Below are 19,395 nucleotides of genomic sequence, written 5' to 3'. Positions count from 1 at the left end.
TTCCTCATAACCTCGTGCGGATTACTGCTTGCGGCTGAGGATGTAGAAGGAGATGCCGCCAAACAGCAGGCTGGGCGCAATAGCCGCCAGAATAGGCGGTACCGCATAGACCAGACTGATGGGGCCAAACACCCGATCACTCACATAGACGGCGAAGCCGGTCATGATCCCCATCAGCATCCGTGCCCCCATGCTCACCGAGCGTAGCGGGCCGAAGATGAAGGAGGAGGCCAGCAGGATCATCGCCACCACCGAGAGCGGTGACAGCAGTTTGCGCCACATCTCCAGCTTGTAGCGACCGGCATCCTGTTTGTTGGCATCGAGATAGCCGATGTAGTCGAGCAGACCGGAGACCGATAGGTTCTCGGGGTCGATACTCACCACCCCCAGCTGCTTGGGCGTCAGCTCCGAGCTCCACTCCATCTTGTCATGCTGCTCGCTGCGGATCTGCGCGGGATCGTCGAAGCGGGTAACCTGGGTCTGCTTGAGCAGCCAGTGGTGACGCTCGAACACCCCCTCCTGCGCCTGCACCACGTCGATCAGCTTGCGCTCGGGGGTGAAGCGATAGAGGGTGATGCCGGTGAGGGCGCCATCATTACGCACCCCGTTAATATTGACAAAGTTGTTGCCATCGCGAGCCCACACCCCGTAGGCGGAAACCGTCAGACGACCTTCGGAGAGCGCGCCCGCCTTGATGTCATCGGCCATCCGCTTGGCGATGGGGGCCACATATTCCCCCATCAACCCCACCATGATCATCAGCGGGATCGCCGTCTTGAGCGCCGCCATTACAATACTGATCTTGGAGCGACCCGCCGCCTGCATCACCACCAGCTCGGAGCTGGTCGCCAGCTGACCCAGACCAATCAGGCCACCCAGCAGCGCCGCCAGCGGGAAGAAGAGCACTGCCTCTTTCGGCATCGAAAGCAGCACATAGTAGAGGGCGTTGATCATGTCGTAGTTGCCGTCACCGACCGACTTGAGCTGCTCCACATACTTGATGAGCGCCGCCAGACCAACCAGCGTGATTTCACACAGCAGGATCGACATAAAGATGACCCGACCGATATATCTATCGAGAATGCCAAACATCAGCAGAAGTTCCTATGTTGCAGCATCATGCTGATTTTCTGTTGAAATAGCGCCCTTTCACCCCGTTCCACCAGCTGGTGCCCTGCAGATTGAGGGGCAGGCCGATAAACAGCAGGTAACCGAGCGGCACCAGGAACATCCCCGGCCAGTAGGGCAGCCGACCGCTGTCGATGGCCGAACGGGCGGCGCTGAGCAGCAGGAAGTAGGAGAGATAGAGCATGATGGCCGGCAGCAGCTTGGCGTAGCGCCCCTGACGGGGATTGACCCGCGCCAGCGGTACCACCAGCAGGGTGAGCACCGGAATGGATAGGGGCAGCGAGATACGCCACTGCAATTCCGCCATCATGGCGTTGTCCTGGGTACCGAACAGTTCCATGGTCGGCTTGGCCGCCGCCTTGCGGTTGGAACGCTCCATCTCCTGCTGACGGATCACCAGACCATATTCGCGAAAATCGGAGATCTGGAACTGCTTGCCGGAGAAGTTCCCCTCGTAGCGGGAGCCATCCATCAGGGTCAGCCACTGCAGACCGTTCTCATCGACCGTCACCACCCCTTCGCTCGCCACCACCACCGAAGGAGGATTGTTCCCCTCCGCCCGCTGCAGCACGAAGATCTTTTGCAGTTTTGAGCCGTTGTCGTTCAAATCCTGGATATAGGCAACCAGACGCCCCTTGTCGAGCTCCATAAAGCGGCCCGCCTGCAGGAAGGAGATACCCGGATCCGACTTGAACTCGTCGATCACCTGATACTCGCGCTCCTTGGCCTGCGGGGCGATCCAGCCAGTGTTGAACGCCGCAACCACCGCCGTCAGCAAGGCCAGCAACATGGCGCTGCGCATCACAAAACGGTGGCTGAAGCCGACCGCATGCATCACCGTCATCTCGCTTTCGGCGTAGAGGCGACCATGGGCAAACAAAATGGCTAAAAAGAGACTGATAGGCAGCATCAACAACGCCATATTGGGCAAGTTGAGCAGCAGCAGGGTGGAGACCAGACGTGTCGGCACCTCGCCATCGGCGGCGTCACCGATGATCTTGATAAATTGTTGGCTGACAAAGATAAGCAGCAATACGAATAACACTGCCAGCTGGGTTTTCAGGGTTTCCCTGAACAAATATCGGAAAACGATCACAGTCATTCCCAAGTAAACTTGTGTTTTTAGTCGAATGCCTGAAAAATAGGGCCGTATATTGGATTTTTACCAGTTTGAACTGCGGAGCCTGTGGCTGTTCGCTCCGCCTCTGATACCCCAACAAGCACCGCATTATTCAATAAAAGGTGCCTTTTGTCTTTAGGATGTAGGAGATTCCATGGAGTTCAGTGTAAAGAGTGGCAGTCCAGAGAAGCAACGGAGCGCCTGCGTCGTAGTCGGCGTATTTGAGCCTCGTCGCCTCTCTCCGGTTGCCGAACAACTGGACAAGATCAGCGATGGCTATATCAGTTCGCTGCTGCGCCGTGGCGACCTGGAAGGGAAACCAGGCCAGATGCTGCTGCTGCATCAAGTACCGGGCGTGCTCAGCGAGCGCGTACTGCTGGTCGGATGCGGCAAGGAGCGGGAACTCGACGAACGCCAGTACAAGCAGATCATCAACAAGACCATCACCACCCTGAACGAAACCGGCTCCATGGAAGCGGTCTGCTTCCTCACCGAGCTGCACGTCAAGGGGCGGGATACCTATTGGAAGGTGCGCCAGGCGGTAGAAACCACCAAGGCGGGCCTCTACAGCTTTGATCAGTTCAAGACCAACAAGGCCGAGCCACGTCGCCCGCTGCGCAAGCTGGTATTCAACGTGCCGACGCGTCGGGAACTGACCATTGGTGAAAAAGCCATCGCTCACGGTCTGGCCGTGGCCAAGGGTGTGCGGGTCTGCCGCGACGTGGCGAACATGCCGCCCAACGTCTGCAACCCGGCCTATCTGGCCTCCCAGGCCCGTCGTCTGGCCGATGCCTACGACAACATCACCACCAAGGTGGTGGGCGAGCAGGAGATGGCCGAGCTCGGCATGAACTCCTACCTGGCGGTGGCCCGCGGCTCCGACAACGAAGCCATGATGGCCATCATCGAATACAAGGGTCATCCGGATGCCAAGCCCATCGTGCTGGTCGGCAAGGGTCTGACCTTTGACTCCGGCGGCATCTCCATCAAACCGGCCGACGGCATGGACGAGATGAAGTACGACATGGGTGGCGCCGCCTCCGTGCTCGGTACCATGCATGCGCTGGCCCAGCTGCAACTGCCGATCAACGTCATCGGCGTACTGGCTGGCTGCGAGAACATGCCGGGTGGCAACGCCTATCGTCCGGGTGACATCCTCACCTCCATGTCCGGCCAAACCATCGAAGTGCTCAACACCGATGCGGAAGGTCGTCTGGTACTGTGTGATGCGCTGACCTATGTGGACCGCTTCGATCCGGAAACCGTGATCGACGTGGCGACCCTGACCGGTGCCTGCGTCATCGCGCTGGGCCACCACACCTCGGGTCTGCTGGCCAACCACAACCCGCTGGCCCACGAGCTGCTCAACGCCTCCGAGCAGGCGGGTGATCGCGCCTGGCGTCTGCCGCTGTTCGACGAGTATCAGGAGCAGATCGACAGCCCGTTCGCCGACATGGCCAACATCGGCGGTCGTCCGGCCGGCACCATCACCGCGGCCGCCTTCCTGTCACGCTTCACCAAGAAGTACAACTGGGCCCACCTGGATATCGCCGGGACTGCCTGGAAGAGTGGCAAGGATAAAGGCTCCACCGGTCGTCCGGTGCCCCTGCTGACCCAGTTCCTGCTGAACCGGGCTGGCGTGGATATCGAAGAGAAAGAGTAACTCTCCGGCCCCTGCCGATGGCTGCATCGGAAGGGTTGGCGTTACCCTGAACCACAAGGAAGAGGCCCGCCTCTTCCTTGTTTCATTCTTGAATCAGTGAGCTGCGGACGGGAAACGCTCCGTCAGCCTCATGAGGCGGTCAACACTCCGTCACCGCAAAACGGGATCAACCTGATGAGCCAAGTGACCTTTTACCTGATGAGCGAACAGGATGACGCGCAGGCCTCTGCGGTCGAGCGACTGGCCTGCACTCTTGCGGCCGAGTCGTGGGGCGCGGGCCATATCTACCTGTTCTGCGACGATGAGGCTCAGGCTCTGCGCCTGGACGAGCTGCTGTGGCAGCTGCCGCCGGAGCGCTTCGTACCGCACCAGCTGCAGGGCGAAAGCGGCATGGCCCCGGTGGAGATCGGCTATCAGCCACCGAAACGGCGCTACGCCCGCCTCATCAATCTGGCCACTGCGACACCTTTGTTTGCAGGACACTTCGCTCAAGTGGTAGATTTTGTCCCCACTGACGAAACACAAAAGCAGCAAGCCCGCGAGCGCTACAAGCACTATCGCCAGGCAGGCCATACCCTCGAAATGAGGGACCAGCCCGTCCTTGCCGCACCGGATCCGGCGCAGCCCTGACTGCAACCAATTGATCCATAAAGAATCAACACCAGACTCCATCCATCCAGATTACGGCGAGACCATGGAAAAGACTTTTAATCACAACGCCATCGAACAGGCGCTCTATCAGCACTGGGAAGCCCAGGGTTACTTCAAGCCCCACGGCGACACCAGCAAAGACTCCTTCTGCATCATGATCCCGCCGCCGAACGTCACCGGCAGCCTGCACATGGGTCACGCCTTCCAGCAAACCCTGATGGATACCCTGATCCGCTACAACCGCATGCAGGGCAAAAACACCCTGTGGCAGGCAGGTACCGACCACGCCGGTATCGCCACCCAGATGGTGGTTGAGCGCAAGATCGCCGCAGAAGAGGGCAAAACTCGCCACGATTACGGCCGTGATGCCTTCATCGACAAGATTTGGCAGTGGAAGGAAGAGTCCGGTGGCACCATCACCCGCCAGATGCGCCGTCTGGGCGACTCCGTGGATTGGGAGCGCGAGCGCTTCACCATGGATGAGGGTCTCTCCGCCGCCGTGCAGGAAGTATTTGTCCGTCTCTACGAAGATGGCCTGATGTACCGCGGCAAGCGTCTGGTGAACTGGGATCCGAAACTCAACACCGCCATCTCCGATCTGGAAGTGGAAAACCGCGAGATCAAGGGCCACATGTGGCACCTGCGCTATCCGCTGGCCAACGGCGCCAAGACCGCCGAAGGCAAGGATTACCTGATCGTCGCCACCACCCGTCCGGAGACCATGCTGGGCGATACCGCCGTGGCCGTGAACCCGGAAGACCCGCGCTACAAGGCGCTGATCGGCCAGCACATCCTGCTGCCGCTGGTGAACCGTCTGATCCCCATCGTTGCCGACGAACACGCCGACATGGAGAAGGGCACAGGTTGCGTGAAGATCACCCCTGCCCACGACTTCAACGATAACGAAGTGGGCAAGCGCCACAGCCTGCCGATGATCAACATCTTCACTCTGGACGCCCACGTGCGTGCCGAAGCCGAAGTGGTCGACACCAACGGCAACCCGAGCACTGCCTACGACGCTGCCCTCCCGGCCGAGTTCGCCGGTCTGGAGCGCTTCGCTGCCCGCAAGGCGATTCTGGCCAAGCTGGAAGAGCTGGGTCTGCTGGACGAGATCAAGGATCACGTGCTGCAACAGCCGTACGGAGATCGCGGTGGCGTGCCCATCGAGCCGATGCTGACCGACCAGTGGTACGTGCGCGTGGCACCGATGGCCAAGACCGCCATCGAGGCGGTGGAAGATGGCCGCATCCAGTTCGTACCGAAGCAGTACGAAAACATGTACTTCTCCTGGATGCGCGACATTCAGGACTGGTGCGTCTCCCGTCAGCTGTGGTGGGGTCACCGCATCCCGGCATGGTATGACGACGCCGGCAATGTCTACGTGGGCCGCAGCGAAGATGAAGTGCGCGCCAAGCACAGCATCCCGGCCGTAACCGTACTGCGTCAGGACGAAGACGTGCTCGATACCTGGTTCAGCTCCGCCCTGTGGACCTTCTCCACTCTGGGCTGGCCGAACAACACCGAGGCACTCAAGACCTTCCACCCGACCGACGTACTGATGAGCGGCTTCGACATCATCTTCTTCTGGATTGCCCGGATGATCATGATGACCATGCACTTCATCAAGGACGAAAACGGCCAGCCGCAAGTCCCGTTCAAGACCGTCTACATCACTGGTCTGATCCGTGACGAAGAGGGCCAGAAGATGTCCAAGTCCAAGGGCAACGTGCTGGACCCGCTCGACATGATCGACGGCATCTCGCTGGAAGACCTGCTGGAGAAGCGCACCGGCAACATGATGCAGCCGCAGATGGCCGAGAAGATCGCCAAACGTACCGCCAAGCAGTTCCCGGAAGGGATCGATGCCCACGGTACAGACGCCCTGCGCTTCACGCTGGCAGCGCTGGCCTCTACCGGTCGTGACATCAACTGGGACATGAAGCGCCTGGACGGCTACAACAACTTCTGCAACAAATTGTGGAACGCCTCCCGCTATGTGCTGATGAACACCGAAGATCAGGATTGCGGCTTCAACGGCGGCGAGATGCAGTTCAGTCTGGCGGATCGCTGGATCCAGTCCCAGCTGCAAGTGGCCATCCGTGACTTCCGTACCGCCCTCGATACCTACCGCTTCGACATCGCGGCTGGCGTGCTGTACGAATTTATCTGGAACCAGTTCTGTGACTGGTATCTGGAGCTGACCAAGCCGGTACTGACCAAGGGTTCCGAGGCCGAGCAGCGTGCTGCCCGCCATACCCTGGTGACCGTGCTGGAAACCCTGCTGCGTCTGGCGCACCCGATCATCCCGTTCATCACCGAGACCATCTGGAAATCGGTCGCCCCGCTGGCTGGCGTACACGCCGACACCATCATGATTCAGGCCTTCCCGGAGTTCGACGCCGCCAAGGTGGACGAAGCAGCGATGGCGGATCAGGAGTGGGTGAAGGAGTTCATCGTCAGCATCCGCAACATCCGCGCCGAGATGAACGTGGCACCGAGCGTGCCCCTCAACGTGCTGCTCCAGTGCGATGCCAAGGATGCCCAGCGCGCCGCCGACAACGAGGCCTTCCTCAAGTCGCTGGCCCGTCTGGAGTCTATCCGCGTACTGGCGGACGGTGAAACCGCCCCGCTGTCAGTGAAGAAGCTGATCGGTGCCACCGAGCTGATGATCCCGATGGCCGGCCTCATCGACAAGGATGCCGAACTGGCCCGTCTGGCCAAAGAGGTTGCCCGTCTGGTGGGCGAGTGCGGCCGTATCGAAGGCAAACTCGGCAACGAAGCCTTCGTCGCCAAGGCGCCGGAAGCGGTCATCGCCAAAGAGCGCGAGAAGCTGGAAGATTACCGTCTCCAGCTGACCAAGCTGGAAGCCCAGCAGGCCGAGATCGCCGCGCTGTAAGCACCGCCTCTACCGATACAACAAAGCCCCCTGCCAAGGGGGCTTTTCATATCCGCGCTTCCCGCTTCAGCTCACCAGCAACCAGCCGCAGAAGCCGAGATAGAGCAGACCGACCAGCGCCAACCGCCCGGCGGTCATCACTCCCTTTCTGAACCCCCACCAGAGTAACCCCACCGCCAGCAGCGTCACCAGCGAGGAGACCATCATGGCGCCATCCAGCAGCCAGGGGGTAAAGAGCAGACAGAACGCCTTGGGGATAGTGCCCTGGATCATCATGGCCCCGGAGATATTGGCCAGCGCCAGCCGGTTCTTGCCCTGTCGCACCCAGATCAGCACGTTCATCAGCTCCGGCATCTCGGTCGCGACCGGGCTCAGCAGCAGGGCCGCCAGCACCGGCGAGAGGCCAAACAGCTCGCCCATGCTCTCCAGCTGATGGACAAACAGCTGGGCCGCCAGCGCCACCACCACCAGCGCCGCCAGCGTCTGCAACAGCACCTTGCCAAGGGGCGGGATCCCGGCATCGGGTGCCAATTTGAGGAGCTCCGGCAATTCGACTTCGTGGCTGTCACTCTGTTTCAGCTCGCGCCTTACATAGACGAGGTAGACCAGCAGGAAGAGCGGGGCCAGCCAGCTCTTGCCGGTAAAGGCGACCAGCCCCAGCGCGGTCGCCACCAGAAAGATGCCGATAAACCAGCGCTGATCCCGGCCAATCTCGCGCTGCACCTCGCCATCGATGGCCCGTTCGGTACGCCCCATGCAAAGCAGCAGGGTGAGGCCGACTGCCGCATAGCCGATGGTCGCCAACACCAGCGGCCCGCCAAGGGCGGCGCCAATGCCGATCTCCTGCTGGGCGGTTGTGTTGCCCATCAGCAGAGCGGTCAGGGTCACGATACACTCGGGTAGCGCCGTACCCAGTGCCGCCAGCAGCGAACCGGTGGCGCTTTGGGAGAGTTTGAAGTGGTGGCCGGTCCAATCGATGCCGTTGACGAAGTATTCGCAGGCAAGGTAGATGGTGACCGCAGAGACGAGAAATAACAGCAGGGTAATCAACATAATAGATACCGCCAGGCGAGCAGCATAACCGATGGACCCGACATGGCTCGCCCGGCTGGCGTGCATATCGAGGCCAAAGGTCTTGCAGAGCGATAGTGCCTATCGCCGCCCATGCCATGGATGCGAGGATCCAAGAGTGTTGACATGGGCCCGGCCCGGAATGCGGGCGGGTTGCTACTCCCCAATGACTGAGGAGACGTTTTAGCAACTCGACCACCGCCTCACAAGGCAAATTAATGACAACTCATTCAATAAGTTGTAAGGGAATGTAACCTCGCCAGTCCCTCCTCCCCACCGCTATTGCGCTGTTGGCACACCGATTGCTGTAGGTAGTTCACTATCCACAACAGTTTGGGAAGGATGAACAATGAAACGGTGGATCCAACATTTCTATCAACTGAACCGCCTCAATTGGCTGATGGTCTGGTTGTTGCTCTGCTGCAGCATCATTCTGCTGTTTCCGGCCGGGCTGATGAAAGGGGCCGTCAGCCAGTGGGCTGCGGATCATGCGGCCTGGCTGGGGGTCGGCATGCTGATCGCCATCTCCTACTTCTGCAGTCAGGGCTTCCTGATCGCCTGGGAGTGGGCATGCGAAGAGTGGCAGGCGCGCCGTCAGCAGGACCAGCTGGCCCAGATGATCGGCTTCCTCGACTTCAACGAGAAGGCGGTGCTGCGCGAGTTCGTGCTGCAGCGTAAAAGCGTCATAAACTTGCCGATCACCGAGCCCGCCGTCAAAAACCTGATGGATGCCGGTGTCCTCACCTACGCCTACGGCAAGCCGACCCGGGAGAAGGATGACGAGAACCAGATCCGCGCCCTGATGATCGCCCTACCCGCCCGACCACTGCTCACCTACAAGGTGCTGGGGCTGTCGCGCGGCAAGATGAGCGACGAGCAGGTGGAGCAGATCATGAATGCCAGACCCAAGTTCGCCCAGAAGGGGTTCCAGCGCTAACCGCCGCCCCATCCGCCAGATGCAAAAGAGCCGGACATTGTCCGGCTCTCTCGTTGCTGCATGATCCCGCTGGTTTTTGGCTAGCCCTTCAGACTGGAGCAGAAGCTCACATCGGCCACCTTGGTCACCGGATCGAAGCTGTGATAGAGCTCGAAGCAGGGGCGATCGTCAAATTCCCAACCGGCCGCCACCACCTCGCCAATATGTTGCTGCCAGAGTGCGGGGTACTGGGCCGGATCGGTTACCGTCATGCGTGACAGGCCATAGCGGCCACCCGCCAGCTGCTGGATCTCCACATTGCCACTTCCCCTGGTACCCGCCGGCACGGTGACGCAGATATCGGTGCGACACTGCTGGGGAGCCGTCACTTCGGGGTTGTCGTGGTAGATGAAGATCCACTCCCCTTCGGCCAAACCCAACCCGGCAGCCCACTGATAGAGCTGGTCACACACCGGCTCATAGCCTGCGCCGTAAGGGCCGGTGACCCGGATATAGGCCAGAGTGCGTGCAGCCATCTGTTCGGTTTTCATCTGTAGCCTCCTTTCACTGGAACGGCCTTCAGCATAATCAGAGACCCGGGCAGCCGCGTGTCCATTCTTGCTCAGTTGCAAGAGTGACGGCTGGCGGCGCAACATCCCCGGCGCCATGGCAAACTGCTTGCGAAACGCCTTGGCAAAGGCCTGTGAGCTGGCAAAACCGGCCGAGAAGGCAATCTCGGTGATCGGGTCGCGACTGTAGCAGAGAGAGCGAGCAGCCCGCTCCAACCGCAAGCGACGCTGCATCTCGGCCGGGGTTTCACCGGTGACGGCGGTAAAAACCCGATGAAAGTGATAGCTGGAGAGTGAGGCGAGGCTGGCCGCCTCGCTGAGACAGAGCTCGGGATTATGCTCCAGCGCCCGGATCACCGGGCGCAATCTGGCCTGATAATCGACCATACCGTTAGCGACTGGCGCCCCCCGCGACTCTGGCCATATAGAACACATCCACATAGCGCCCCTGGCGGAAGGCATAATCGCGGGCCCGCCCCTCCTCCACAAAGCCGAACTTGCGATAGAGCGCCTGTGCGGCCTCATTGTCGGTATAGACGGTCAGCTCAATCCGATGCAGGTTGAGCCAGTTATCGGCCAGATCCAGCGCCGCGGCCATCAGGGCAGAGCCAACCCCCTTGCCAGCCCAGTCATCCCGCACTCCCATGCCGATACCGGCCACATGCTTGCGTCTCGGATTGGGCTCAACCAGCAGCGATAGCTGGCCTACCAGCAGGCCGTCAACGTCGGCGACCAGTGCCACCACGCTGTCGCTCTCCAACCGCTTCTGCCACTGGCTAAGGGGAGGTGTGGGCAGGTGCAAAGTGCCCGCCTGAGCATTGGGCATGGAATAGAGATCCCGCAAGGCGGGGGCATCAGCGGGTTCGGCATGACGGATAGTAATCTGCATATGAGGCTCCTTCTCGAAACCACCATCATGCAATATCCGGCGCGGTTACACATCCCCCAGCAACACCCATTTGTCTTGCCTATCAAAGGGCGAGGAAAGGCCCATTGGCCGAGCACGGCGCAGATCCGTAGGCTGACCCCATATCAACAAGGAGAGAAGCCATGACTGACAAGACCCTGCACAGCGCCAACGGCGCCCCCGTCGTCGACAACAACAACAGCCTCACCGCCGGCCCGCGCGGCCCCATCCTGATGCAAGACATCTGGTTGATGGAGAAACTCGCCCACTTCGACCGCGAGCGCATTCCCGAGCGGGTGGTTCACGCTAAGGGCTCGGGCGCCTACGGCACCTTTACCGTGACCCACGACATCAGCCAGTTCAGCAAGGCCGATCTGTTCAGCGCCATCGGCAAGCAGACCCCGGTCTTCCTACGCTTCTCCACCGTGGCCGGTGAGAAAGGCGCCGCCGATGCCGAACGCGATGTGCGCGGCTTCGCCCTCAAGTTCTATACCGAGCAGGGCAACTGGGATCTGGTGGGTAACAACACCCCGGTCTTTTTCATCCGCGATCCGCTGAAATTCCCTGACTTCATCCACACCCAGAAGCGGGATCCGCGCACCAACCTGCGCAGCGCCACCGCCGCCTGGGACTTCTGGTCACGCCATCCGGAATCCCTGCATCAGGTCACCATACTGTTCAGCGATCGCGGCATCCCCAAGAGCCTGCGGGAGATGAACGGCTACGGCAGCCACACCTTCAGCTTTATCAACGATGCCAACGAGCGCTTCTGGGTCAAGTTCCACTTCAAGACCGAGCAGGGCCACAGCTTCTACACAGATGAAGAGGCCGCCACCGCCGTCGGGCAGGATCGGGAGACCAGCCAGGCGGATCTGTTCAATGCCATCGAGCGGGGCGACTTCCCGCGCTGGAAGGTCTATGTGCAGGTGATGCCGGAGGCCGAAGCCCAGACTTACAACATCCACCCGTTCGACCTGACCAAGGTGTGGCCGCACAGCGACTACCCGCTGATCCCGGTGGGCATGCTGGAGCTTAACCAGAACCCGGACAACTACTTCGCCCATGTGGAGCAGGCCGCCTTTACCCCGGCCAACGTGGTGCCCGGTATCGGCTTCTCGCCGGATCGCATGTTGCAAGGGCGGCTCTTCTCCTACGGTGACACCCAGCGCTATCGCCTTGGCGTCAACCACGGTCTGCTGCCGGTCAACGCCCCGCGCTGCCCGTTCCATCACGGTGCCCATCGTGACGGTGCCATGCGAGCAGACAGCAATGGCGGCGCCAGCCCCAACTATCAGCCGAACCGTTTCGGCACCCAGCAGCCGAGCGAGCAGCACGAACCGGCGCTGAGTCTGGAAGGGGCCGCCCTGCACTACGACTTCCGTGACTACGACAGCGACTACTACAGCCAGCCGGGTAACCTGTTCCGCATCATGGACGAGGGGCAGCGCTCGCGGCTCGCCGCCAACCTGGCCCGCTCCCTCATCAATGTGGAGGATGACGCCATCATCGCGGCCCAGCTCAAACACTTCGAGCAGGCCGACCCCGAATACGCCAAGCGGGTCGAACTGGCACTGGCCGCCTTGCAGCGCTAAGCCGCAAGCAGGAAAAATCTGCAAAAACAAAACGGGGGCCTGATGGCCCCCGTTGTTATTCTGCTAAGAGTAATAAACGCAAAAACGGAGCCCGAGGCTCCGTTTTTCAATGCAGTATCAATCCCGGACGGAACGCGCTTCGCGCTCTTCCCGCTCCCTTGCCAACAAGCGTTTGTACCACCAGCTACTGCGACGACGTTGTGCATTGGAAGAGCGACGAGCCATTTCTTAGGTTCCAGCCAAGAGAAGAAAGGAGCTGCATTATGCGACAGGGATCACGTCCATGTCTTTAGCTGGATCAAGAAAAGCCTCACTGACCCACGGAAATCGTCTTCTGATCTTTCGCACCACGGGTGGCAGGCAACACCACCGCAGGAGAGCGCCAGGCCAGCGGGCCATTGCTCTCGAGGTCGTTCAGCGGGCCGCACTCCAGCCAGATATCTCCCTGCAGAATGCGGGCCCCTTCGGAATATTTCTGATCCGCAAACCAGCAGACCCGCTCGGGCAATGAGCCCAGCGGCAACACCAGTTCGGGACTGGCAGACTCGCCCACCACAGTGGTTTTGGACGCGGCTAGAGCGGGGGCGAGCCAGAGGGAGACCAGCAGGCAGAGCAGTACATTTTTCATGAGGGGGATCCTGTTGCGATGGGGGGCACTCTCGAAGAATCGACCAGCCCCGGGGTTTACTTGACTGACAATCATACTGCCTGCTGGCATTGTGGAACCAATATGGTAGCCTGCCAGCGCCTGCGGGCAGTATCTCGCTGCCACGCGCAAACTTCCGGTGAATTTGTCACGTCCTGACAAAATATAACCTTATTTATCAAATCGTTATTTGGATATTATCCCAATGCGTATCATGCCGTTGCTTCAGGCGGCCTGCCTGAGCCTGATGTTGTCCGCCTGCGTTGCCCCATTGCTGATGATGAGCCCCACCAGCCAGCTGATGTGGGCCCTGCTCAAGCCGCTGGTCGGCTTTGACCCGAACGAGGTCAATCTGTTCGAACAACCCCTGATCAAGGATCGGATGACCGCCATCCTTGGCCCCAACTACGACAGCACCATGCAATTGCTCAAGACTGCCGACAAGTTACAGCAGGAGGGGCCGCTTTTCTATGTGGTCTCCGAGTATGCGCCCGTGCCGGATATCGCCAAGCAGGCGGGGATGGTGTGGAACTCGCAAACCAACCAGATGTCTGTATTGCTGCAAAAAGGGGATGGCACCACCCTGACCTTCGGCGAAAATCTGGCGGGCACGGCACCGACCTGGCCAACCGCCATGCAGGGCTGGCAGACCCCCGCCAGCCAGCTCACCCCGGCGACCAATGCCCTGACTGGCGCAGCGACCAGTCAGAGTGGCGCCTCCCCCTTCTCCCTTGGCAGCGCGCTGGGCACAGTGACCCGCGGCGTCACCGGCTCGCTGACCAACAGCGCCAGCCAGGCCATCAGCGGCGTAGCCTCCCACGCCACCGGACAGGCCACCCAAGCGGTGAGCCAAAGCACGACCGATCTGACCCGTAGTGCAACCACCGCGGTCACTGCGCCAGCCAAGCAAGCGGTGAGCAGCACTGCTGCCACCGTGACGCAAGAAGCCACCAAGGCCGTTGTCACACCTGCCAAACAGGCTGTCAGCAGCGCAACTGCGACCGCGGCGCAAGAAGCTACCAAGGCCGTTGCCGCTCCTGCCAAGCAAGCCGTCAGCAGCGCTGCTGCGACCGCGACCCAAGAAGCTACCAAGGCCGTTGCCGCTCCTGCCAAACAAGCTGTCAGCAGTGCCGCTGCCACCGCGACCCAAGAAGCAACCAAGGCCGTTGCCGATCCAGCCAAGCAAGCCGTCAGCAGCACTGCTGCCACCGTGACGCAAGAAGCCACCAAGGCCGTTGCCGTTCCTGCCAAACAGGCCGTCAGCAGCGCCGCGGCGACCGCGACCCAAGAAGCCACCAAGGCTGTTGCCGTTCCTGCCAAGCAAGCCGTCAGCAGTGCCGCCGCTAGCGTGACACAAGAAGCGACCAAAGCCGTTGCAGAACCAGCTCGGCAGGCCGTCAGTGCCGCATCCCATACGGCCGGAGAGAGCGTCGCCGATGCCGCCAGAGCGGCGGAGGCCAAGGCGCGCGCCAAGGCAGAGGCGGAGATGGAAGCCCTGCTCAAATAAACAGACAGGCCACCGAAAGGTGGCCTGTTTTTTATCCCGCTACCGGATCATGACGTTATGGAAAAGGCCACATAGACTGTTAGGTAACTACCCGCACAAGGAGTGCATCATGCGTCGTCTGCTCCCTGCTCTCGCTTCTCTCGCCCTGTTTATCGCGCTCCCAGCTCCGGCACTTATCTACTATTCGGAGCAGAACATGCCACTCAATGGCCTGGATAAAAATGGTCAGCCTGTGGGGTTGGCGGTCGAGTTGCTGCGCCTGATGTGGCGCGAAATGGGAGAGCCGGAGCAACCCATCCACTTTCTGCCCTGGGCCCGCGGCTGGTATCTGCTGACCCAGCAGCAAGAAGCCGTGCTCTTTACCACGGCGCACACCAAGGAGCGGGATCCCCACTTCCTCTGGGTCTGCCCCATCAGCCACTCCAGGGTCGCTCTGGTCGGCCGCAAGCAGGATGCCCCCAAAGTGGCCAGCAAAGCGGATCTCGCCAAGCTGCAGATTGGTGTGATGCAGGCAGATGTCGGGGAGCAGTTGCTGCTCAACCGCGGGATCAGCCCGGGCAATATGATGTCGGTGGAGCGCATGGATCAGGTGGTGCGCCAGCTCATCATGGCACGCACCGATCTGGTGGCGGGCAACGAGGTGATGTTGCGCCATCAGGCCAAAGAGCTGGGTTTCCCCAGCGAGGATTTTGTCACCGTCGCGATCATTGAAGAGCAGGACAACTGCTTCGCCTTCAACCTGAGGGCAGACAAGCAACAGGTTGCCCGCCTGCAACAGGCGCTGGACAAGGTCAGACAGGGGGATGAATACAAGCAGCTGATGAAGCGCTACCAGTTGCTCAGTATCCTGCCCGAAACCACTCCCACCATCCCGCGCCTCGAGTAACCCCGGCCCACCCTATGGCGGGCTCTCTCTATCTCCCGCCGATGACGCCTGCGATGCCTCCACCGGCGCCGTAATGAGGTGGTTCAGAAAGAGATTGAACAGCTCGGCCCGCGAGCCGAGCCGCAGCTTGCCATAGAGATGCTTGCGGTGATTCTTCACCGTGCCGCTGCCAATCCCGAGCGCTGCGGCAATCGCCTCCGTATCCAGTCCCTGCAGCAGCAACTCCGCCACCTGCCGCTCGCGCCGGGTGAGCAGATCCCCCCCGACACTCGCCATCGCCAGCTCCACCGCGCTCTTGAGGCTGGCGCTATCTGGCAGCGCCGTGCTCTGGGCCAGCAGCGGCTGGCTCTGCCGCCACTGCTGACGACAGAGCGAATGCACCAGCGGGAACAGCTGCTCCAGCCTCGCCAGCTCGTCACGGCTGAGAGTACTGCGCTTGTCGAGTCGCCCCAGAAACAGCATCAGCGTCAGCCCGTCCCGCACCGGCAGGATCAGCCCCACCTCCTCCTGCCAGCCGGTGGCCTGATAGAAGTGGTGGCGATATTCGGGATCGAGCCGCCCTTGGGAGACCTGCGCCAGCGTCCAGACGCCGGCAGGCAAGCCCTGCTCCAGCGCCTGCATAAAGGGATCCTGACTGAAGTGGCTGGTGAGGTAGCGGTCAAACAACAGAGCCCGCTGATGATTGAGGTTGTCGTAGAGGTAGACGGGGCGCTGCCCCACCCCGAGCAGCAGGGCGCAATCAAACGCCACCTGTTGCTGGATCAGCCGCACCAGCGCCGCCGGAAAGGCGCTGCTGTGCAGGGCATCGACCACCTCGGTCATGCTGCGGGTCAAGGCATCTGTGGTGAATGGCTGGGTCATGGTGGCACGTTTCCGGTGACGGGGAGCGATTCCCCGCTATGGCTGAATGCTAGCACGAGAGTGGCAAAACTGTCCCTCAGGGGACATATCCGCCACCGGCCAGAACGGCGAGGATGACGGCTTTTCCCCTGTTGTTGGAGCACCCATGATCAACCCCCACCTGCTCGATGAGCTGACCGAGCGCGGCCTTGTGGCCCAGAATTCCGACCCGGCGGCCCTGGCCGATCATCTTGCCACCCCGCGCACCGTCTATTGCGGGTTCGATCCCACCGCCGGCAGCCTGCATATCGGTCATCTGGTGCCGCTCTTGATGCTGCGCCGCTTCCAGCTGGCGGGCCACACCCCGGTGGCACTGGTGGGCGGGGCAACCGGCCTTATTGGCGATCCCAGCTTCAAGGCGACCGAGCGCAGCCTCAACAGTGCCGATACCGTGCAGGGTTGGGTCGCCAGCCTGTCGGCCCAAATCAGGGCGCTGCTGCCCGCCGATGAGGGCCTGTCGGCCCCGCAACTGGTCAACAATGGCGACTGGATGGGGCAGATGTCCGCCCTCGATTTTCTGCGGGAAATCGGCAAGCACTTCTCGGTCAATGCCATGCTGGCGCGGGAATCGGTGCGCCAGCGGCTGGCCCGTCCGGATCAGGGCATCTCGTTCACCGAGTTCTCCTACGCTCTGCTGCAATCCTACGACTTTGCGGTGCTGCACCAGCGGCTCGGTTGCACCCTGCAGATTGGCGGCAACGACCAGTGGGGCAATATCACCAGCGGCATGGATCTCACCCGTCGTCTCCATCAGGCACAGGTGCACGGCATGACCCTGCCCCTTATCACCAAGGCGAACGGCACCAAGTTTGGCAAGACCGAGGGTGGTGCAGTCTGGCTCGATCCGGCGCTCACATCCCCTTACGCCTTCTACCAATTCTGGCTCGGCACCGCGGATGAGGACGTTTACCGCTTCCTGCGCTACTACAGCTTTATGTCGCTGAGCGAGATTGATGCACTGGAGGCGGAAGATGCCAAGCGGCAGGGGCGCAAGCAGGCCCCGCAGGTGCTGGCCGACGAGCTGACCGAGCTGGTACACGGCAAGGCGGCGCTGGCGGCAGTGCAGCGCATCAGCGAACTGCTGTTTAGCGGCGATGTAGCTCGCCTCGGCGAGAGCGATCTGGCCCAGCTGGCGCAGGATGGCATGCCATGCAGCACCGTCAGCGGCGAGACGGATCTGGTCAGCCTGCTGGTCAGCTGCGGTCTGGCGAACTCCAAACGCATCGCCCGCGAGCTGCTGGCGACGGGCGCCATCAGCCTCAATGGTGTGATCAAGCAGGATGAACAGCTGAGCGCTACTGATCGGCTGTTTGGTCGCTACCTGCTGCTGCGCCGGGGCAAGAAGCAGTATCACCTGGTGGAGTGGCAATAAGCCGCAGGGCGGGGAGTTCAGCCTCCCCGCCCGCACCCTGAATCCCTTTTGAATCCCGAGTTGCGATCCCCCTCACAGCCTCTCCCGTCAGCAGCCACCATACTGGCACCGGCGAACATGGAGTACGTCACACAATCTGTTCCTCACGAATCAACAAGGATGCTGATGATGAAGAGATGGCTTCTGGTGCTGCTCTGCACCCTGCCCATGCTGGCACACGCCAGCGGATACACCCAGACCCGCTACCCCATAGTGCTGGTGCACGGCCTGTTCGGCTTCGACAAGCTGCTCGGGGTCGATTACTTCTACGGCATTCCCCAGGCCCTGAGCCGGGATGGTGCCAAAGTCTACGTTGCTCAGGTATCGGCCACCGCCAGTTCAGAACAACGGGGGGAGCAACTGCTCGCCCAGGTTGAGCTGCTGCTGGCAGCCACCGGCGCCGAGAAGGTCAACCTGATCGGCCACTCCCATGGCGGCCCTACCATCCGCTATGTCGCCTCGGTCGCCCCCGAGCTGGTCGCCTCCGCCACCAGCGTCGGCGGGGTCAACTACGGCTCCGAGATTGCCGATCTGGTGCGGGCCAATGCCGCCCCCGGCAGCGCCGCCGAGAAGCTGGCGGCCGCCGCAGCCCACGCCCTCTCCGGCATGATTTCACTGCTCTCGGGCGGGAGCCAACTGCCGCAAGATCCGGTCGCCGCCCTCGATGCCCTCACCAGCAAGGGGGCCAGCCAGTTCAACCAGCGCTACCCGGAGGGGCTGCCCAGCCGCTATTGCGGCGAGGGGCCGATGCAGGCCAGCAACGGCGTCTACTACTTCTCCTGGAGCGGACGCGGCAACCTGACCAATCTGCTGGATCCGGTGGATCCTGCGCTGGCGCTGACCGGTGCCTTCTTCAAGGAGCCCAATGACGGGCTGGTCGGGGTCTGCAGCAGCCACCTCGGCAAGGTGATCAGCACCGACTACCGGATGAACCATCTGGACGAAGTGAACCAGTCCTTCGGCATTCACCATCTGTTCGAGACCGATCCGGTCACCCTCTATCGCCAGCATGCCAACCGTCTCAAGGAGCTGGGACTATGAAGATAGCCACCCTGCTCGTCGTACCCTGCGCCATCACCCTGCTGCTTGGCGGGGTGTTGCTCTGGCCCACGGCACCGACGGCAGACTCATCACAGGCTCAAACCAATCAGCATGCACAGAGCCACCCGCACGATCCCGAGCAGGAGGCCGCCGATGCCCTGCAGGCGCGCTATCGCACCTTTGTCTCCGCCCAGAGCAGCCTGACGGTGCCCACCGAGATCTCCCTCGCCAGCCTGCAGATCCTGTTTGACGAGCGGGAGCAACTGCGCCAGCAGAGCTTTACCCCGGCCGAGCAGGCCCAGCTGTTTGCCGAGGATCGACTGATGGAACAGCTGACCCTGCGCCGCAGGGCGCTGGCGGAAGCAAGAGACAGCGACAAGTCGCAGTTGGCCAGCGAGCTGGATCTCTGGCTGGCGGAGCAACCGGGCTGGTTTCGCGAGGCGGAGGCCAACAGTCGTCTGCTTGAGGAGTTGCAAGAGCTGGCGCAGATG

17 protein-coding genes and 1 riboswitch are annotated in these 19,395 nt (G+C 61.4%); of the genes, 10 read left to right on the top strand and 7 right to left on the bottom strand.

Annotated elements, in window-relative coordinates; all coding sequences use genetic code 11:
* Positions 1 to 21: 21 nt before the first annotated feature.
* Positions 22 to 1,092 (bottom strand): LPS export ABC transporter permease LptG, encoded by a 1,071-nt coding sequence (lptG, locus tag AB5Y82_RS06645; RefSeq protein WP_021231808.1) that lies wholly within the window; start codon positions 1,090 to 1,092, stop codon positions 22 to 24.
* Between the two features lie 25 nt (positions 1,093 to 1,117).
* On the bottom strand, positions 1,118 to 2,230 hold the full coding sequence (gene lptF, locus AB5Y82_RS06640) for an LPS export ABC transporter permease LptF (RefSeq protein ID WP_075115806.1): 1,113 nt from the start codon (positions 2,228 to 2,230) through the stop codon (positions 1,118 to 1,120).
* A gap of 172 nt (positions 2,231 to 2,402) precedes the next feature.
* Here lptF and pepA point away from each other — a divergent pair, with 172 nt between their 5' ends.
* The 3 genes from pepA to AB5Y82_RS06625 all read left to right on the top strand — a co-directional run bounded on the left by pepA (position 2,403) and on the right by AB5Y82_RS06625 (position 7,458).
* Entirely contained in the window at positions 2,403 to 3,911 is a 1,509-nt protein-coding gene (pepA, locus tag AB5Y82_RS06635) for a leucyl aminopeptidase (RefSeq protein WP_005336423.1), read from the top strand.
* A 174-nt stretch (positions 3,912 to 4,085) separates the two neighbouring features.
* Positions 4,086 to 4,541, top strand: coding sequence for a DNA polymerase III subunit chi (locus AB5Y82_RS06630; RefSeq protein ID WP_005336425.1), 456 nt, complete (start codon positions 4,086 to 4,088; stop codon positions 4,539 to 4,541).
* A gap of 64 nt (positions 4,542 to 4,605) precedes the next feature.
* Complete coding sequence (locus AB5Y82_RS06625; protein WP_047437342.1) at positions 4,606 to 7,458, top strand: valine--tRNA ligase; 2,853 nt, start codon at positions 4,606 to 4,608, stop codon at positions 7,456 to 7,458.
* Between the two features lie 66 nt (positions 7,459 to 7,524).
* Here AB5Y82_RS06625 and AB5Y82_RS06620 read toward each other — a convergent pair whose 3' ends face one another.
* Positions 7,525 to 8,511: a sodium:calcium antiporter gene (locus AB5Y82_RS06620; protein WP_368173789.1), complete on the bottom strand. Its 987-nt coding sequence runs from the start codon at positions 8,509 to 8,511 to the stop codon at positions 7,525 to 7,527.
* Positions 8,512 to 8,599: 88 nt separating this feature from the next.
* Positions 8,600 to 8,706: riboswitch (yybP-ykoY riboswitch) on the bottom strand.
* Between the two features lie 172 nt (positions 8,707 to 8,878).
* Between AB5Y82_RS06620 and AB5Y82_RS06615 the strand changes: the two genes are divergently transcribed.
* A complete protein-coding gene (locus AB5Y82_RS06615; protein ID WP_005336432.1) occupies positions 8,879 to 9,466 on the top strand; it encodes a superinfection exclusion B family protein in 588 nt (195 codons plus the stop codon).
* 80 nt (positions 9,467 to 9,546) lie between these two features.
* Here the strand turns inward: AB5Y82_RS06615 and AB5Y82_RS06610 are convergent, their stop codons facing one another.
* Both AB5Y82_RS06610 and AB5Y82_RS06605 read right to left on the bottom strand, forming a co-directional pair.
* Positions 9,547 to 10,401, bottom strand: coding sequence for a GyrI-like domain-containing protein (locus tag AB5Y82_RS06610; protein ID WP_111899789.1), 855 nt, complete (start codon positions 10,399 to 10,401; stop codon positions 9,547 to 9,549).
* A 4-nt stretch (positions 10,402 to 10,405) separates the two neighbouring features.
* On the bottom strand, positions 10,406 to 10,903 hold the full coding sequence (locus AB5Y82_RS06605; RefSeq protein ID WP_111899788.1) for a GNAT family N-acetyltransferase: 498 nt from the start codon (positions 10,901 to 10,903) through the stop codon (positions 10,406 to 10,408).
* A gap of 161 nt (positions 10,904 to 11,064) precedes the next feature.
* Between AB5Y82_RS06605 and AB5Y82_RS06600 the strand changes: the two genes are divergently transcribed.
* Entirely contained in the window at positions 11,065 to 12,513 is a 1,449-nt protein-coding gene (locus AB5Y82_RS06600; protein WP_368173788.1) for a catalase, read from the top strand.
* Positions 12,514 to 12,823: 310 nt separating this feature from the next.
* On the opposite strand, the gene AB5Y82_RS06595 is transcribed toward AB5Y82_RS06600, so the two are convergent.
* Positions 12,824 to 13,141 (bottom strand): DUF1496 domain-containing protein, encoded by a 318-nt coding sequence (locus tag AB5Y82_RS06595; protein WP_159142681.1) that lies wholly within the window; start codon positions 13,139 to 13,141, stop codon positions 12,824 to 12,826.
* Between the two features lie 223 nt (positions 13,142 to 13,364).
* On the opposite strand from AB5Y82_RS06595, the gene AB5Y82_RS06590 reads away from it, so the two are divergent.
* Entirely contained in the window at positions 13,365 to 14,666 is a 1,302-nt protein-coding gene (locus AB5Y82_RS06590) for a hypothetical protein (RefSeq protein ID WP_159142682.1), read from the top strand.
* Positions 14,667 to 14,775: 109 nt separating this feature from the next.
* Positions 14,776 to 15,552, top strand: a complete 777-nt coding sequence (locus AB5Y82_RS06585) for an ABC transporter substrate-binding protein (protein WP_058058128.1) — start codon at positions 14,776 to 14,778, stop codon at positions 15,550 to 15,552.
* Between the two features lie 12 nt (positions 15,553 to 15,564).
* On the opposite strand, the gene AB5Y82_RS06580 is transcribed toward AB5Y82_RS06585, so the two are convergent.
* Positions 15,565 to 16,413, bottom strand: coding sequence for a helix-turn-helix transcriptional regulator (locus AB5Y82_RS06580; protein WP_159142683.1), 849 nt, complete (start codon positions 16,411 to 16,413; stop codon positions 15,565 to 15,567).
* A gap of 145 nt (positions 16,414 to 16,558) precedes the next feature.
* Between AB5Y82_RS06580 and tyrS the strand changes: the two genes are divergently transcribed.
* The 3 genes from tyrS to AB5Y82_RS06565 all read left to right on the top strand — a co-directional run.
* Positions 16,559 to 17,824 (top strand): tyrosine--tRNA ligase, encoded by a 1,266-nt coding sequence (gene tyrS / locus AB5Y82_RS06575; RefSeq protein ID WP_111901598.1) that lies wholly within the window; start codon positions 16,559 to 16,561, stop codon positions 17,822 to 17,824.
* Positions 17,825 to 17,992: 168 nt separating this feature from the next.
* Complete coding sequence (locus AB5Y82_RS06570) at positions 17,993 to 18,904, top strand: triacylglycerol lipase (protein ID WP_111901597.1); 912 nt, start codon at positions 17,993 to 17,995, stop codon at positions 18,902 to 18,904.
* On the top strand, positions 18,901 to 19,395 hold a 495-nt coding region (locus AB5Y82_RS06565), incomplete at its 3' end, for a lipase secretion chaperone (protein WP_368173787.1). The genes AB5Y82_RS06570 and AB5Y82_RS06565, both read left to right, overlap by 4 nt.

It is taken from the genome of Aeromonas sp. s13, from assembly GCF_040907905.1.
Lineage (GTDB): Bacteria > Pseudomonadota > Gammaproteobacteria > Enterobacterales > Aeromonadaceae > Aeromonas > Aeromonas veronii.
Note: the sequence above shows the minus strand (reverse complement) of the source record. Positions and strands in the feature narration are given on the sequence as shown.

Coding starts and splice junctions, on each gene's coding strand:
- AB5Y82_RS06570 (WP_111901597.1), top strand. CDS start 17,993: ATGAAGAGATGGCTTCTGGTGCTGCTCTGCACCCTGCCCATGCTGGCA.
- tyrS (WP_111901598.1), top strand. CDS start 16,559: ATGATCAACCCCCACCTGCTCGATGAGCTGACCGAGCGCGGCCTTGTG.
- AB5Y82_RS06585 (WP_058058128.1), top strand. CDS start 14,776: ATGCGTCGTCTGCTCCCTGCTCTCGCTTCTCTCGCCCTGTTTATCGCG.
- AB5Y82_RS06630 (WP_005336425.1), top strand. CDS start 4,086: ATGAGCCAAGTGACCTTTTACCTGATGAGCGAACAGGATGACGCGCAG.
- AB5Y82_RS06595 (WP_159142681.1), bottom strand. CDS start 13,141: ATGAAAAATGTACTGCTCTGCCTGCTGGTCTCCCTCTGGCTCGCCCCC.
- AB5Y82_RS06600 (WP_368173788.1), top strand. CDS start 11,065: ATGACTGACAAGACCCTGCACAGCGCCAACGGCGCCCCCGTCGTCGAC.
- AB5Y82_RS06615 (WP_005336432.1), top strand. CDS start 8,879: ATGAAACGGTGGATCCAACATTTCTATCAACTGAACCGCCTCAATTGG.
- lptF (WP_075115806.1), bottom strand. CDS start 2,230: ATGACTGTGATCGTTTTCCGATATTTGTTCAGGGAAACCCTGAAAACC.
- AB5Y82_RS06590 (WP_159142682.1), top strand. CDS start 13,365: ATGCGTATCATGCCGTTGCTTCAGGCGGCCTGCCTGAGCCTGATGTTG.
- lptG (WP_021231808.1), bottom strand. CDS start 1,092: ATGTTTGGCATTCTCGATAGATATATCGGTCGGGTCATCTTTATGTCG.
- AB5Y82_RS06580 (WP_159142683.1), bottom strand. CDS start 16,413: ATGACCCAGCCATTCACCACAGATGCCTTGACCCGCAGCATGACCGAG.
- pepA (WP_005336423.1), top strand. CDS start 2,403: ATGGAGTTCAGTGTAAAGAGTGGCAGTCCAGAGAAGCAACGGAGCGCC.
- AB5Y82_RS06610 (WP_111899789.1), bottom strand. CDS start 10,401: ATGGTCGATTATCAGGCCAGATTGCGCCCGGTGATCCGGGCGCTGGAG.
- AB5Y82_RS06625 (WP_047437342.1), top strand. CDS start 4,606: ATGGAAAAGACTTTTAATCACAACGCCATCGAACAGGCGCTCTATCAG.
- AB5Y82_RS06605 (WP_111899788.1), bottom strand. CDS start 10,903: ATGCAGATTACTATCCGTCATGCCGAACCCGCTGATGCCCCCGCCTTG.
- AB5Y82_RS06620 (WP_368173789.1), bottom strand. CDS start 8,511: ATGTTGATTACCCTGCTGTTATTTCTCGTCTCTGCGGTCACCATCTAC.